This is a genomic window from Apibacter adventoris, assembly GCF_002964975.1.
GTDB lineage: Bacteria > Bacteroidota > Bacteroidia > Flavobacteriales > Weeksellaceae > Apibacter > Apibacter adventoris.
Map to the genome: position 1 here is coordinate 1 of NZ_PSZM01000038.1, position 15,869 is coordinate 15,869.

A 15,869-nucleotide genomic window follows, 5' to 3' on the forward strand; every position below is an offset into this window, starting at 1 on the left:
TACAATCCTCTAACAACCCTTTTCAGCAATTTGCCTACAATGCATCCAAAAACCTATATAATGTATCTCCTATGGCCCATTACGATCAGAGCTTATTGCTTAACGGCTCGTTGGATATGCAACGATCATTGGAAAGAGATATGAAGAAAAGGCAGAATTTAGTCTATGTGGAAGCTACCAGTAATAATCCTTGCTTACGTGTCGGTGATGTGGTTAAGATGATGGCTTGGATTCCAGGGCATGAAATATTCAAAAACGGACGGGTACCCATAGAATCGTATAAGATAACCGAAATCGTCCACACCTTTGCAGATGGAGAAGGGTATACCAATACCTTTGTCGGAGTACCTAAAGACTTACCGGTTCCTCCATACTATAACGAGGTAGAAGCTCCCAAAGCCCAGATACAACATGCCACTGTAAAGGACAACCGAGACCCCCTGAAAATGGGAAGGGTAAGGGTACAGTTTACCTGGCAAAGGAGGGCTAACAGCCAGACTCCTTGGGTACAGGTAATACAGCCCCATTCCGGAGGAGGCAAAGGGACTTATTTCAACCCTGAGATCGGGGAAACCGTATTGTGTGCGTTTCAGGGAGGAAATGCCGAAGCTCCTATTGTGTTGGGAACGGCTTATAATGGAGGAGAGATTGCAGAATATTACACTCAGGGAAACGATATTAAAGTCATACAGACCCGTAGTGGGACCAAGATTGTTTTTAATGATGCTCAGGAACAGGGTTCTATACTTATAGAAGACCCCAGCGGAAATAAAATGTTTATGGACGGACAGGGTAATATAAAAACCTATGCACCTAAAGACAAGTCGGTTACCGTAGGAGAGAATATGGATATTAGCGTAGGAAAAAACCTTACCATTGAGGCCGGAGAGAATATCTCAGAAACCGCAGGTAATGATATATACCAAACGGCAACAGGAACCATCAGCGAAAGTTCAGATATGCGTACCGAAACAGCAGACAATCTCTATCAGCGAGAATCTTCCCTTTCCCGGGAAATAAGCGAGCAGGCCAGTATTTTCAGTAATCAGAAAAATATGGTATTGCAAAGCGGGAAAACCGTACAAATGAACAGTGCTGAAAAATCCAATTTATTTTAAACAAAAAAATGGCAATTCATAAAAAAGCAAAAAATATAGAAATTAAAGTGCAGGATGAATACCACGTGCAGGCAGGTAAACTGGTAAAAATAGCCGACCGGGTGCTTATGGAGGCCCAACAGGCGAACCTTAGCCTTAATTCCAACAAAAAGATACAGGTAGAAGGAAATAAAAAAATGGAAAACTAAAAAATACCATGTCAGATATACAATTTGGAGAGTATGCCCCCGGTGAGGGAAATAAGCAAATTCAGGATCTAACCTTAGGGGTATTTTTTGACGGAACCCTTAATAACCGGAGAAATACCTACATACGCAAAGAAAAAGAAAAGAAGAAAAAGGGGCTTTCTTATGATCAAATAGCCGTAAAAGAAGACCCGTGGGCTTTTTCGGACTCAATAAGTAAAGGAAGTTATGAAAACGACTACTCCAACGTAGCCCGCATGGCAGATTATTATAAATTAGGTAAAAAAAAAGCTGTTTATATAGAAGGGCCGGGAACCAAAGATGGTAAAACAGATACGGTAACCGACTACCTTACCGGAACGGGAAGTACCGGGGTACGGATGAAAGTACGCAGTGCCTGTGAAAAAATAGCCGATAAAGTCTTTGAAAATAAAGAGCTTATTCTGACTCTGGATGTGTTCGGATTTAGCCGCGGAGCTGCCGGGGCACGCAATTTTATACACGAAATAACCAAAGCGGCCTATAAGACAGGTATTAAATATTCAAAAGCCGGGGTCTCCTATAAGGATTCTTTTGGTGAAAAAGTAAATGACCAGAATCTTCTTCGGTTTGGGCATTTGGGGTACTTGTTGCAGCAAAAAAATGTAACTATTAAGAGTATCAGCATTCGTTTTGTAGGGCTGTACGATACCGTTTCTTCCTATGGGGTAAATTTTAATGACGATGTAAAAGACCTGAACCTTAATTCGTTGAGTAACTGGCGGGTAAGCCATGCGGTACAATTAGCTGCCTCTGATGAATGGCGGGAAAAATTTAACCGTACCAATATTGGCAGTGCCGGAGAAAAAGGAAGGGAATACCTCATACCCGGTGCCCATGCCGATGTGGGAGGCTGTTACGAAAGCGGTTGGTTTGAACAGGCACATGAAGTAGTCGGAGGAAGAACCCGAGTGGAAGCAGAAAAAAAGTCGTTAATTTCCCGGGGCTGGTATAAAGAAAAGGAATTAAAACTGGCAGAAGTCTATCACAACGAGGTAATAAGTTATGAGTGGCTAGGGAAACGCTATATAGATAACCGTTACAGTTATATCACCCTGCACCTGATGTGCCAGCTGGCTTCGGAAAAAAAAGCGGAATTTGATTTAATTGAGATGAGAAAAATAAATAATTTTCCGGTACCTTTAAAAACCTCTGAGGGAAAACCGCATATTTTGGGCTATGTAAAAGGCAAGCTGGAAGCCTATATAGAAGCAGTAAAAAAAGTTTCGCCCCAGCAAGGCGCAAAAATCCGGTATCAGGACTATTTGGATTTTACCAATGAAAAAATCCTGCGTAACGGCTATGTGCACTGGTCGGCCACCGGAAAAACCGGACACGGGGTCCGAAGCGGAAATATACGAAAAATAATAGCTGGATAATATGAACCAGATACAAAAAATATTAGCAATTACAGGCTGTATTCTGTTGAATATCTCCCTGTTCTCTTGTCAAAAAACTATGGAAAAAAACTACCAATATACGGCCAATGCCTTTTGTGCAGATGGGTATGGAATGCATTTATATCACGGATATTTTAGTTCTCCCGGTGAAAAGAGCATACCTATTTATACTAATCATTTAAGCGGTCCCTGGGGAGCGAAAGGAGGGGGAGATGTAATAGGAAGCGGATTAAACCCGGCTCCGGACAGCCTGCATATAGGTTTTTATTCCGATTCGGAAGATAAATTTTACGAAGGAAATTTTGCCCTGCCCTACGAAAAAATTGTACAGATGTTTGAGCAAGAACCGGACAATCCCAGAATTAAGGGAAAAACTTTTAACGATAGCCAGTCGGGTAAAATGCTTCCTTTCCATAAATACAACGGACTTACGGTAAGCGTTACCCCCGGAGGCAAGATCTACCTGTGGATTTTCGGGCCTATGGATCAGGTGGGTTTAGGAGTTTATCAGGCAAAGGAAGTGCAGAGAAACTGGAGAGATATTTTTGAAAATGGGGGTAGGGAAGAAACGGTTGCTTATTATTTAGAAAAAATAGCTTCCGAAAAAGTAAAAAAAGAAATTGCCACTCATAGTCTGCCATACAATCTTTGGGACAGTTACCGGGAGCGATTTTTATGGAGATACGTAGTAGAAGGAGCCCAACCGGTATCTTATTTACATTTTCAAACTATTAATGCGGAAGAAGAAGGGATCTTTCCCCCTCGTTTAGGGAATGATTCGTATACAGAACGGGCAGTACCTTATTTTTTTGATTTCTATTTCACAGATACTAAAGGTAAAAGTTATTCAGCCTTAGTATATTTTACGAAGGACAGCAAGTACTACCGGGTAAACTATAAATCGGAAATAGGCCCGTATTGGCCCGAAGATACCAAAGAAGAACAGGCTTACCGGGTATTTAAACAAATAGGTACCGGTAAACCCATAGATCTGGTATTTAAAGAAGGAACAGATCCTCAAAAGATGACCGTATGGGTACGGACTCCGGAAAAAGAAACAGAGCTAACCGATATTCTTGTCTATGTTTCTCCGTATGAATTTAAAAAATAAAAACTGAGTAGGTTTATTTATATAGTAAGATTTAATAAGCGTAAAATATTTATAATCGAAAACTGATAAAAAAACGAAAGTCTATGAAAAAATACCATATACAAAAAGGGGATACTTTGGAGAGCATAGCTCATTCTTTTGGAATTTCCGTTTTTGAACTCAGAGATTTTCACAATACACATTGTGAACTCAGTCAACTTCTCGGAGACAAATTAACCTCTCATATAAAAGAAATTCTATATCAGACAAAAGAGGATGGTATTCAAAAAGATTTTTCGGAACTAAAAGAAAAAGAATCTTTTGAACTGGTTTTAAATCCGGATGCTTCAGTAGAAAGCTATGGAGTACAAATTTCTTTTTTTGAAAATGAAGTGGAAAACAGCCTTAAATATAATCTTAAGTTACGATGGCTCCAACGAAATCTGGTTAAAATTCAACGGGAAAAATTATATATCAATAACGAAGAATCTAACCTTATGGCAGATGAGCTGGCCCATGCAATTTCTTCTGTACTTTATCCTCTGGAATTGAAAGTGAATTCCGCAGGTGAAATTACCGATATAAATAACTATCCGGAGATCGTACAACGCTGGAAAGAATCTTTGCCTAAACTACAGAAATATTATAAAGGAGAACAAACAGAAAAATATATACGTAAAAATGAACACGTACTTTCTAATCCGGATCTTCTTTTTCGGTCTCTTACGAACGATTGGTTCCTTCATGCTTTTTTTAACGGATTATACCATAAGTATGATCTTAAAAAGGAGATGAAAATACCCCGTACGTTTCCTATGATTCCTTTTCTGAATCCAGTAGAATACATAGTAACTCCCCGCATATCTACCCTGGAAGAAGACGGGGAAAAACTAATACAGATAACCCTGGAAGGGAAAACCTCAGACCCCAGAAGTCGGTTTGATTTTGAAAACGAATCCTATTTTCCTACTCGGGACCCGGAGGATTCCGAAATTCCTCCGGCTCGGGGAACCTATAAAGCCAAGTATTTCCTGACGCCGGATTATTACACTTTAGATGGTTTTTATTTGGAATGTACCCTGGAACTGGAAAAAACTAAAAAGGTATACGTAACCTCTTCGCGAATAAAAAAACAGTCACAACTGATTATAGAAGAGGGAATCATTGAAATTGTAAAACCTAAGGAAAAGAAAAACTCTTTTCTTTATGATTAAACATTTTTTTTGCCGACCGGGATAAATTATATCCGATTTTTTATTACATTTGAATTAATTATTATTTTTTATTTTTTATAATTTATGAGTGAGAAACATGTTGTAGTACAGGGAGCTACCTGCAAATGCCAGTTTGGAAACTGTCCGGACTCCCTGGTAGTAAAAACCCACCAAAAAGAATACGCCAATGATGCCGAAGGTTCTGATAAATTGATTGTAACTACGAAAGAATTAGGCTCTTCTACCCTTAAAAATAATTCTTTTGGGAGCTGTTCCAAGCTGGGCAGTCCACCCCCTCCCTGTAAGGTAGCCATTACTCAATGGACCGATTTTTATGAACCGGTTACGCTGAGTAATAAAGGAAAAGTAATACTGGAAAACAGTAAGGCCACCTGCGCCATTGCCGGAACTCCATGTATTTCCATTACTTACCACGGACAAGTCGCCGAACCTTCTGCCCAGAATTTTAAAAATGTTAACCGGGAAATCCAAAGCCAGATTAACCCTATGGTCGATATCAATGAGATGACAGAAGAAGAATTGATACATGAAGGAGGAGAAGATAGTTCTATTTAATCGTAAAACATTCAGATAATTATGGCAAAAGGCGTTAAAAAGATAAAATATGCTGGAGGCAAAGTATACGGAAAAAAATGTATTCCTAATAAATTATTAGTTGTCCCACCAGACGAATGGATTATATTTCAGGTAGGTGAATGGTTCTCTGGAACTACAGAGGAAGATAAGAAAAAAGATCTTGTTTGGATGCGTCTTACTCAGGATAGGAAGCAAATTATAGCACAAATTCCTTCTAAAACTGGCTATAAATATAAATTTGAAAAATACAATTGCGGGCTAACTACCTTTTACATAGAAGCAAGTCTATCTGGTAAAAGTGATGATAAAAATGAGGTTGGACTCTATTTAAGAGGATGGTGTGAACCTAAAATTATAAACTCAGCATGGAGTACTAGTTATAAAGGAAATGATATAAGAAAGACTCACCATTTTTCTTATGGAGATATTATTTATCTTAACTTACAAACAGAAGGATTAAATGGTTATAAAAATTTGATCATAGATATTTACAGAAGAGTGTCTGGAATAATTAGTAGTAAAGATGATCAACTTATTCATGTATATACTAATGTATCTGTAGTAAACGGGGAGATTAATTTAACTCTTAAAAATACTTCAGCATGGTGGGGGAAAATAACCAGCAAAAGCAGTGTTGAGGAGTTTTATGTAAAAGTGAAAAATCCTGAAACTGGAGAATATATTACGGATGGAAAAGATACAGCTCATGCTCGTTTTTTACGGATAAAAAAGCAACAAGTAACTCCTCAAACTCTCCCACCAGCAAATACAACTCCTACCACAGTTCAAAAACCAGATCCCAATGTAGCAAGAATTGAGCCCTGCAAATTTACACAAATTGCTATTACTGAGCCTAAACAACCAAATGAGGAAAAAGCTCCTGAACCTATCCCTATTTATAAAGACGGGCAGAAATTACAAAAAGTAACTAATCCTAAAGAATCTATTGAAAGAAAAATACTATTTGAATTCGATTCTGATCAAATATCTACAGAGGGAAAGAAAACATTGGATAATATTCTAAAATTTTTGTTTGAACATAAGTTCAGTCATGTAGATTTAAAAGGCTATGCCTGTGTAATAGGAAAGATGGATTATAACCGTACGCTTTCCCAAAAACGAGCAGATGCTGTAAAAAAATACTTCCGGGAAAATAAACTGGATGTAAGCAGAGTCAGAGCTATTGGTTATGGGGAAGTAAACCCTACAGATGATAAAAAAGGAAGAGATAATATCAGATATAAGGACGAAAAACAATATAAGGAAGCCCGATGCGTTTATATAAATTTTGAATTTTACGGACATGATGCTCAAACCCTTATATACGAAACTATAGCTCCCAGCAAAAATAAAAATTTGACTATTAGTGTTTCCGAATACGAAACCATTCAATGTTTCCGGGAAACTAATAAACACACTAAAACTATACGAATAGTATCTCCGGATGCTCCGGAAATAAGTAAAAATGCTGATACCGTTACGTTTCCGGTACATTCTGATTTATCATCAATTAATATAGCTCCTTTACAATATATCTGGCCTAAATGGAATTTAACACCCGGGAAAAAATTAGATTCTGCTTCACCTTACTTTATACATATACATTCCTGCAGATATTATTCAAACCAAAAAAATGCTACCGTTTTGGTAAAAGCTTATCCGGATGTTAAGTGGAGTTTCCATTTCTTTCTAAATTTAAGCAATAACTTAAGTGTAAAATGGCAAAATCTTTCCCCTGCTAAACATAAAGAAATGCAAAAATTGGCAGGAAAAATTGGAGCAGAAGCCCGATGGAAACAAACAGAGATTGATTGGGGGGTAATTTTAGAAGCAAATTGGGATAAATATGGAGAGGAATACAAAAGTAATAAAGAATTTACTGCAAAATTTGAAAATAAAATAAAAGCTTTCTATAAAGTTTTTGCTTCTTTAAAAGAATTTTCTAAAGGAGTAACCGGAGAAGTTAAAGGGACTGTTAGTAAAACTCGACTTGGAAAGAAGGTTCCTTTTAAAATATATTTTGATCCTCCTAATCTTTGTTTAGGTGCGGAATGGCAATTAGCCAGAGGGCAAAAGAATAAAGTTCTTACCCAAAAAATAGGTACAGAGATGGAGTTTTATTTTAAGGCAGAACCTTTAATTTCCTTAGGATTAAATATTGACCTATTAGCTGGTTTAGTACAAGTAGGGGTAGGAGTTGCTACAGCAGGAACCGGAAATGCTGCTGCTCTCCAAATTTTTAATGGAATCCGTGACTGGCTGGAAGATGATGATCATGCTGTTACACTTAAAATGTATATTGATCTGGAAATTACCGGAACTATCAATGGAAATTCCAAAATTAATTTTAATACAGAATCAGATGCTTCCAATGGAGAAGCAAAACTGGAAACCGTGTTAAAAGCGGAATTAAAAGCAGGAATAGAAGTCCGGGGATCTGTAGTTGTATTGATTGGGGAAGCCTATATAGAGGCAGAAGCTTCCATTAAAGGAATTGCTTCTGTCACTTTTGGTCATGGATTATATTTTGAAAATAAAAGCTCTGAAGAGAAAACCATATATTACCAACCAAAATTGAATTTTGATGGATTGAGGGTAAAAGGAGTATTAAAGGCTAAAGTAGGATTATACATAAAAAAAGGCTGGTTCAAAGGCGATAGAAGTGCTAATTTAGCAGATCACAAAATAGATAAAAATATTTTATCCCCTTTCAACGTAATAGAAAAACTGGAAGAACTAACTGGTATTAGTTCTAAAATAACTTTTAAATAACTATTAATTTATGAAACTAAAAAATCTTATACCATTAAGTTTTCTACTATTTTTTACATCCTGTCAGGCTCAGGAAAAGAAAGAAACTAAGGAACAGAATAAAACACAAACGGAAAAATCCGAACCGATGAAACAGCCTTTTGACTTACTTAACTTAACTTTTAATGAGGATATTTTAACTATACTTACCTCTGCAGGATTACAACTAAAAGACAATGAAGAAACCGATGCGTTGACCCTAATAGGGTATAAAAAATTCGAATCTACTTCTCCTAAATTATTAACCTTTAATGGAAAAGACTTAAGCGGAACAAATAAAAAAGAAAAGAACAATATAATCTTATACTATGCTGAGGAAGGTAATCTTGAATATGCAAAAGAAAATTCTTTAGGCATGTATCAGGTAAATCTATTTACAGATGATGAAATAAAATCATTAAAAAATGAATTAAATATAAAATTTGGTAAACCTAAGTTTAATCATAATCATTTGGGAAATGTCGCTGATGTTAGAAATGGTGAGTTAATACAAACTGATATTAAATTTACAGAAGATATTAATATTTGGGAAAATAATAATATTATTTATTATTCATTTTATCAAACAACGGAAGATGCTGAAAGGTTTAATTTATTTGTTTTTTTGAAAAAAAACAGGCAGTTTGTAGGATTCATTAGTGCTTTAGGATATCAAAATATATCAGAAGCTTTAAAATAATGAAACCTATAATTTTATTTTTATACTGTTGTTTTTTTACATTCAACCCCTGCCAGGCTCAGGAAAAGAAAGAAACTAAGGAACAGAATAAAACACAAACGGAAAAATCCGAACCGATGAAACAGCCTTTTGACTTACTTAACTTAACTTTTAATGAAGATATTTTAACTATACTTACCTCTGCAGGATTACAACTAAAAGACAATGAAGAAACCGACGCCTTAACCTTACTAGGATATAAAAAATTTGAGTCTACCTCCTCTAAATTATTAACCTTTAATGGCAAAGACTTAAGCGGAACAAATAAAAAAGAAAGGAATAATATAATCTTATATTATGCAGAAGAAGATAATCTTGAAGATGCAAAAGAAAATTCTTTAGGCATGTATCAGGTAAACCTATTTACATCCAACAAAGCTGATATTTTATTTAATAATATAGAAAATAAATTTGGTAATCCAAAAACTTATGAACTTGGTAATATAAAAACTTTTTTATGGGTAAAAAATGATCTTTGTTTTTATTATTTTACAAAAGATCCGAATGAAAACTCTCAAGACTTTTATAGAGTTTTATTTGTCTTTAATAAAAATAATAAACAATGGGTTAATTTTATAGGAGCCTTAGGGTTTTCCCTCAACTTATCAGATGCCTTAAAAGAATGAATTTTATAGTTTTTTTTCTTTTTATGTATAATTCATATCAATTTAATATCCAAAAAACTATATTATAAAATTTAATAGAAAACACTAACATTATAAATAACAAAATGAAACCTTACTATATAATAGATTTTAGTGCTGCCGCCTGTTTATTTGAAATACGAATAAATGACATTTCTGTAGCTTCAATGGAAATAGAAGGTCAAACCAGTACCATAATTCCAATAAATATCGGAATTTTAGAATCTGGAATACAAAATATTTCATCTAAAATACTTCCCCTTTCTGGAACTACTGTTTTAGATACAAAAGCCTATTTAAATTTTGATATTAAACTTTTTGATGTAACCAACGACTTCATTTTTAAAGAATCTTTTGGAGAATATAGATCTACTCCTGTTGGAAAAGATCTAAAATTACCTATTATATCTTATGAAAATCATTTTCAGGCAGATGTTCCTTACTCTTTTGAAGGATGGAAAACCGGAGAAAATCTTAAAGATTTAGAAAATGTTAAATCAAAACTTTTATCTGCGTATAATAACCTAATAAAAATAATAAATGAAAAGAATTACGATTTATTCATACAAAAAATAAAAAAAAGAGAAAATTTTATGGCTACTTGTATGTATTTAAATGAAACTGAAAAATCTTCACGTATTAACGAACTAATCTCAGATTTTCAATCCGGTTTTAAAGTACAACCTATTCCAGTTGATGCTATCTATGTTCCTTATGGCTACAACAAGGCTGCTGTACTTAAAAAAATTAATGGAGAACCTGCCCTATGGTTATTAAATGAAAAAACAGAAGAGGAATTAATGTTAGATTTATTATTCTATATTCCAAAAGGAAAAACAGAGTTTGAAATTCTTTAATTTCTTGAAATATGAAAAATATTTTAGTATTATTTAGTTTTCTTGCCTTATTATTTTCCTGCGAAAAAAGCATATCCCAAGAAGCAAAGGAACAAATAAAATAAAATGAAAACTTTTGGAAATACCGAACGGAAATTAACAAAAAAAGTATTGTAGAGTATCCAATTGCAAAAGATACTATCATAAAAGAAAAAAGGAGAAATAATATACATATATCAAGTAAAGAATGTCAATTGGAAGTATTTATTGATGATGTATTAGTTTACAAATTAATAGGGAATTCAACTCAACAGAGAGGAACTAAAAGTTTTAATATTAATCAATTATTATTAACCAGCGGTACTCATGAAATAAAGGTTAGAATGTATCCTAAATATGGGCTACCTCTATTTAATAACATTAACCCACTAGTTAATCTTACTTTCTTTCATTATGAAAATAGTAATTTTAAGGATCAAATTTATTTTGACGATATGGGAGGAAGTAGTGGAATAGAACTAAGTTCTTCTAATGAACGAGTATAAAAGAATCCATAAAATTATAGAAAATAAAGACTTACAAACCTATCTATCCTTAGTGAAAGAGCGAGAAAATCTATTCAAATCTTGTTTATTTTACGAAAAAAATGAAAAACATTACAAGAAATAGAATTAATTAAAAACAATTAAATTATTTACATATGAAAATTTTTTATTGGGTATTTTTATTCCTCACTTTAATAAGTTGTAACAAATCTTTGGATTTATCAACTATAGAACTAGGAGAAACTGCAGAAAAGTTTGATTTAAATCAGTATAAAATATTACAAAAGAGAGAATATAAAGGCTATTATATAGTAGATACTATAAACGGAAAAGCAGACATAAGTATGAGAGATAATGGTATTTTGACAACAGAATACTTTTTAGATACAGATGAAAGTACTATTAAAAAGAATTTTGCCCATAAACTTAATTATGCAGGAATTCCTATAGATAGCTCTTGGGGTACAAAAATAATTGTATATAAAAATAAAATAGCTAGTTTAAATATTATAGCTAAAGAAAAATATGCTCTAGATTTTGCAGATAAGCTATTGCGAAAATTAGGGAAACCTACAGAAATTGTATCTGCAAATCAAAATATTGACAAACATAAAGATTCTATTGTTTTTAACCTTTTTCATAAGGTATTTCCTGCTAAAACTTACTGGATAAATAAAGAAACACAAGAACTTTCTTTTCCTAATATAATCATATGGAATAAAGGAAATAAATTACATGTTCTTACTTTAACCCTTGATTACAATGGTACTATTAGAAATATGTATTTCCCTATTACTCAAGAAGCATATCACGATCATGTAGTATTTGGATATCACATTCCTCCAGTTAATGGGTCTCCCCTTGCAAAGTATTTACGATAAAATTCATAAATGAAATTATTATAAAGGAAAAAGCTTTAATTTAGGGGTAAAATTTGGAATTTAGATAACATTTAAATATTCAATTTACAGTAAAATATAAATCTTTTTTTATGGAAATAGAAGTAAAATTAAGAGCTACTGGTACTGCAAATGCATATTTTGCGGCTAAATTATCTATAAATTCCGATGACAAGGGGATATTTGCTAAACCTGAACTAGGATTTTCTGGACTAATTTTTCAATTTCGAAGCAGAGATAGTAGTAGGAGGTTATAAACGAATGTTAAAATTTGGAAATGAGAAAGACCCATTTCTTAAGGCATACATACCTAATTTACCTATTATTTATCTAACCTAAATACCTTTTATAATGAAAAAAATAATCTTATTATTACCCCTTCTTCTTTTTTTTTCTTGTGAAAAAAGCCTGTCTCAGGATACAAAAGAACAAATGAAACAAAATGAAAATTTTTGGAAGTATCGAGCAAAAATTAATGAAAAAAATATTGTAGAATATCCTGTTACAAAAGATACTATTATAAAAGAAAAAAGAAGAAATAATATACATATATCAAGTAAAGAATGTCAATTAGAAGTGCTCATTGATGATGTACTACTTTATAAATTAACGGGAGACATAACAAAGCAAGAGGGCTCAAAAAGTTTTAATTTAGATATCAATCAATTACTATTAACCAGCGGAACCCATGAAATAAAAATACGAATGTATCCTAAATATGGGCTACCTCTATTTAATAACATTAACCCACTAGTTAATCTTACTTTCTTTCATTATGAAAATAGTAATTTTAAGGATCAAATTTATTTTGACGATATGGGAGGAAGTAGTGGTATAGAACTAAGTGCTTCAAATGAACATTGGGTTGATGACCAAGGTATTTATGGAGAACCCGGTTTTGTAGAAGCTCATTATGAAGCTAAAGAACCTATAAAATTTGAAGGATTACCTTTTTATGAGTGGAAGAAAACCTTTGAAGCAGAAGTTCCGTTTAATTTTATAGGATGGAGAAGTTCCGTAAATCTAAAGAAAGAACAAGAGGAGGAGAAAAAGGATATTAAAACAGAATTATTTGAAGAATATAAAAGAATCTATAAAATTTTAGAAAATAAAGATTTACAAGCCTATTTATCTTTAGTAAAAGAGCGAGAAAATCTATTCAAATCTTGTTTATTTTACGAAAAAAATGAAAAAACATTACAAGAAATAGAATTTACAGAATTAATTAAAAATAATGATTATGAACTTCAATCCCTTTTTGAAGAAACTTTTCAATTAGAATTCCAGGGATATGGAAAATTAGTTATGTTATTGAATAAAGCTGATGGAGAAGGAATTATACGACTAAAGAACAGAAAGTATCCTGATGATATTATTTATATGGATTTCAGGTTTCAAAGAAAGAAAAAAGGAGACAAATTGACTCTCATTTCTGGCAATGTCCAACAACAAATTAATTTACAATAAACACTATAATTTAATGGAATATCCAATAATAAAAGATATCTTTCTAACTGAAAAAAAAGACTAATCGAATTCATTTAATAAGTATGGAATGTCAATTTGAAGTCTTCATAAATGATATTTCCTTATTTAAAGTAATGGGAGAAATTACAAAAAATGGAGGAGGAATAAATAATAATAATGATATCAACCAGCTATTATTAACCAGCGGTACCCATGAAGTGAAAGTACGTATTTATCCTAAATATGGATTGACTGTTTTTGATGAATATACCCCTAACATAGGATTGGAGTTTTCTTACTTTAAAAATAGAGACCTAAGAACTAAACAATATAATGAGGCTATGAAAGGTTCAAATGGAATAGAATTAAGTAGTTTTGATCAACAATGGATAGATGAAAAAGGCATTTATGGAGAACCTGGTTATGTAGAAGCTCATTATGAGTCTAAACTTCCTATAAAATTTGATGGACTACCTTTTTATGAATGGCGAAGTACTTTTGAGGCGGAAGTTCCTTTTGATCTTGTGGGATGGAGAAACTCCGTAAACCTGAAAAAAGAACAGGAAGAGGAAAAAAAGAATATACAGGGAGAACTTTATGAAGAATATAAAAAAATCTATCAGATTATAAAAAATAGAGATGTTACTGCTTATCTTTTATTAGTAAAAGAACGAGAAGAATTAATAACCACTGTCCTTTATTATAAAGAAAATGAAAAAAAGTTACGATCCGACGAATTTGTAAAATTTATCCAAAATACGGATTATGAAGTAGAACCTCTTTTTGAAGAAACTTTTCAATTAGAGTTCCAGGGTTATGGGAAATTAGTTATGTTATTGCACAAAGCTGATGGAGAAGGGATTATACGATTAAAAAATAAAAAAGATCCTGATGATACCATATACCTGGATTTTAGATTCCAAAGAAAGAAAAAAGGTGATAGACTAATTGTTATATGAGAAATTTTTTTTTACATTTTTATTAGTTTATTACTAGTTAGTTGCAAAGGTCAAACATTAAACTTATCAACTATAGAACTAGGAGAAACTGCAGAAAAGTTTGATTTATTTACATCCTGTCAGGTTAAGGAAAAGAAAGAAACCAAGGAACAGAATAAAACACAAACGGAAAAATCCGAACCGATGAAACAGCCCTTTGACTTACTTAACTTAACTTTTAATGAGGATATTTTAACTATACTTACCTCTGCAGGATTACACCAAAAGATATTGAAATTGAAATTCTATATTGTGGAGTTTGTCATTCAGATCTCCATACAGTACGTAATGACTGGGGAGGTACTTTATACCCGGCTGTTCCCGGACATGAAATTGTAGGGAAAGTAGTACGGGTAGGTGAGCATGTAACAAAATTAAAAGTAGGAGATTTTGCGGCTGTCGGCTGTTTAGTAGACTCTTGCAGAGAGTGTGAGAGTTGTAAACAAGATTTGGAACAATATTGTTTAAATGGATTTATTGGAACTTATAATGGCAATGATAAACATTTGCATAAACAAACTTTCGGTGGGTATTCTGAAAAAGTGGTGGTAGACGAACATTTTGTTTTAAAAGTACCTAAAAATCTTGATTTAGCGGCCGCAGCACCCTTATTGTGTGCCGGAATAACAACCTGGTCACCTTTAAGACATTGGAAGGTAGGAAAAGGAAGTAAAGTTGCTGTAATTGGTTTAGGCGGATTAGGACATATGGCTATTAAATTAGCTAAAGGGTTAGGTGCAGAAGTTACCTTATTTTCTCGTAGTCCTTCTAAAATACAGGATGCGAAAGATTTAGGAGCAGATGATGTTGTCATTTCTACAGATTCGGAACATATGAAATCTGTAAAGGGCAAGTTTGATCTAATTATAGATACCGTTCCTTATGTGCATGATGTAAACCCATACGTATCAACTTTATCTATTAATGGAACCTTAGTATTAGTAGGATATTTAGGAGATTTAACTCCTATGTTGAATTCTGTTCCTATGATAATGGAAAGAAAATCTGTAGCAGGATCAGTAATTGGAGGTATAGCAGAAACTCAGGAATTACTTGATTTTTGTGGAGAACATAATATAGTCTCAGAAATAGAAATCATCAAAATGCAAGATATTAATAAAGCCTATGAAAGAATGTTAAAAAGTGATGTAAGATATCGTTTTGTAATTGATATGGCTTCGTTAAAAAATTAAAGTTTATGTGTATAAGCAGCAAAAAGAGCCATAGTTTTCTATGGCTCTTTTTCTAATGTTATATATAACCCTCACATTTATAGTATATTATCTTTCTACGGTTTTGTATTGACAG

15 protein-coding genes and 1 pseudogene are annotated in these 15,869 nt (G+C 33.2%); all 16 read left to right on the forward strand.

Annotated elements, in window-relative coordinates; genetic code table 11:
* Positions 1-1,118: phage baseplate assembly protein V (locus C4S77_RS13020; RefSeq protein ID WP_221405100.1), on the forward strand; the 1,118-nt coding region annotated here is incomplete at its 5' end.
* Positions 1,119-1,126: 8 nt separating this feature from the next.
* Positions 1,127-1,306, forward strand: coding sequence for a hypothetical protein (locus tag C4S77_RS06670; protein WP_105246904.1), 180 nt, complete (start codon positions 1,127-1,129; stop codon positions 1,304-1,306).
* 8 nt (positions 1,307-1,314) lie between these two features.
* Complete coding sequence (locus C4S77_RS06675) at positions 1,315-2,721, forward strand: T6SS phospholipase effector Tle1-like catalytic domain-containing protein (RefSeq protein WP_105246905.1); 1,407 nt, start codon at positions 1,315-1,317, stop codon at positions 2,719-2,721.
* A gap of 79 nt (positions 2,722-2,800) precedes the next feature.
* Positions 2,801-3,853: a DUF2931 family protein gene (locus C4S77_RS06680; protein WP_221405101.1), complete on the forward strand. Its 1,053-nt coding sequence runs from the start codon at positions 2,801-2,803 to the stop codon at positions 3,851-3,853.
* An 83-nt stretch (positions 3,854-3,936) separates the two neighbouring features.
* Positions 3,937-5,046, forward strand: coding sequence for a LysM peptidoglycan-binding domain-containing protein (locus C4S77_RS06685; protein ID WP_105246907.1), 1,110 nt, complete (start codon positions 3,937-3,939; stop codon positions 5,044-5,046).
* Between the two features lie 84 nt (positions 5,047-5,130).
* The gene (locus C4S77_RS06690) at positions 5,131-5,622 is read left to right on the forward strand and encodes a DUF4280 domain-containing protein (RefSeq protein WP_105246908.1); all 492 of its coding nucleotides are present in this window, start codon (positions 5,131-5,133) and stop codon (positions 5,620-5,622) included.
* A 21-nt stretch (positions 5,623-5,643) separates the two neighbouring features.
* Entirely contained in the window at positions 5,644-8,415 is a 2,772-nt protein-coding gene (locus tag C4S77_RS06695; protein WP_105246909.1) for an OmpA family protein, read from the forward strand.
* Between the two features lie 10 nt (positions 8,416-8,425).
* Entirely contained in the window at positions 8,426-9,133 is a 708-nt protein-coding gene (locus tag C4S77_RS06700; protein ID WP_105246910.1) for a hypothetical protein, read from the forward strand.
* Positions 9,133-9,798, forward strand: a complete 666-nt coding sequence (locus tag C4S77_RS06705) for a hypothetical protein (RefSeq protein ID WP_105246911.1) — start codon at positions 9,133-9,135, stop codon at positions 9,796-9,798. Before C4S77_RS06700 ends, C4S77_RS06705 begins: the two co-directional genes overlap by 1 nt.
* Positions 9,799-9,902: 104 nt before the next feature.
* Positions 9,903-10,673, forward strand: coding sequence for a hypothetical protein (locus C4S77_RS06710; protein ID WP_105246912.1), 771 nt, complete (start codon positions 9,903-9,905; stop codon positions 10,671-10,673).
* Positions 10,674-10,906: 233 nt separating this feature from the next.
* The gene (locus tag C4S77_RS06715; protein WP_105246913.1) at positions 10,907-11,197 is read left to right on the forward strand and encodes a hypothetical protein; all 291 of its coding nucleotides are present in this window, start codon (positions 10,907-10,909) and stop codon (positions 11,195-11,197) included.
* A gap of 155 nt (positions 11,198-11,352) precedes the next feature.
* Positions 11,353-12,078, forward strand: a complete 726-nt coding sequence (locus C4S77_RS06720) for a hypothetical protein (RefSeq protein WP_105246914.1) — start codon at positions 11,353-11,355, stop codon at positions 12,076-12,078.
* A 110-nt stretch (positions 12,079-12,188) separates the two neighbouring features.
* A complete protein-coding gene (locus tag C4S77_RS13025; protein ID WP_181042839.1) occupies positions 12,189-12,353 on the forward strand; it encodes a hypothetical protein in 165 nt (54 codons plus the stop codon).
* Positions 12,354-12,447: 94 nt separating this feature from the next.
* Positions 12,448-13,563, forward strand: a complete 1,116-nt coding sequence (locus C4S77_RS06725; RefSeq protein WP_105246915.1) for a PH domain-containing protein — start codon at positions 12,448-12,450, stop codon at positions 13,561-13,563.
* Between the two features lie 83 nt (positions 13,564-13,646).
* A complete protein-coding gene (locus C4S77_RS06730; RefSeq protein ID WP_146106062.1) occupies positions 13,647-14,522 on the forward strand; it encodes a hypothetical protein in 876 nt (291 codons plus the stop codon).
* Between the two features lie 254 nt (positions 14,523-14,776).
* A pseudogene (locus C4S77_RS06735) lies at positions 14,777-15,754 on the forward strand (NAD(P)-dependent alcohol dehydrogenase); the annotation flags it as partial.
* Positions 15,755-15,869 lie beyond the last annotated feature (115 nt).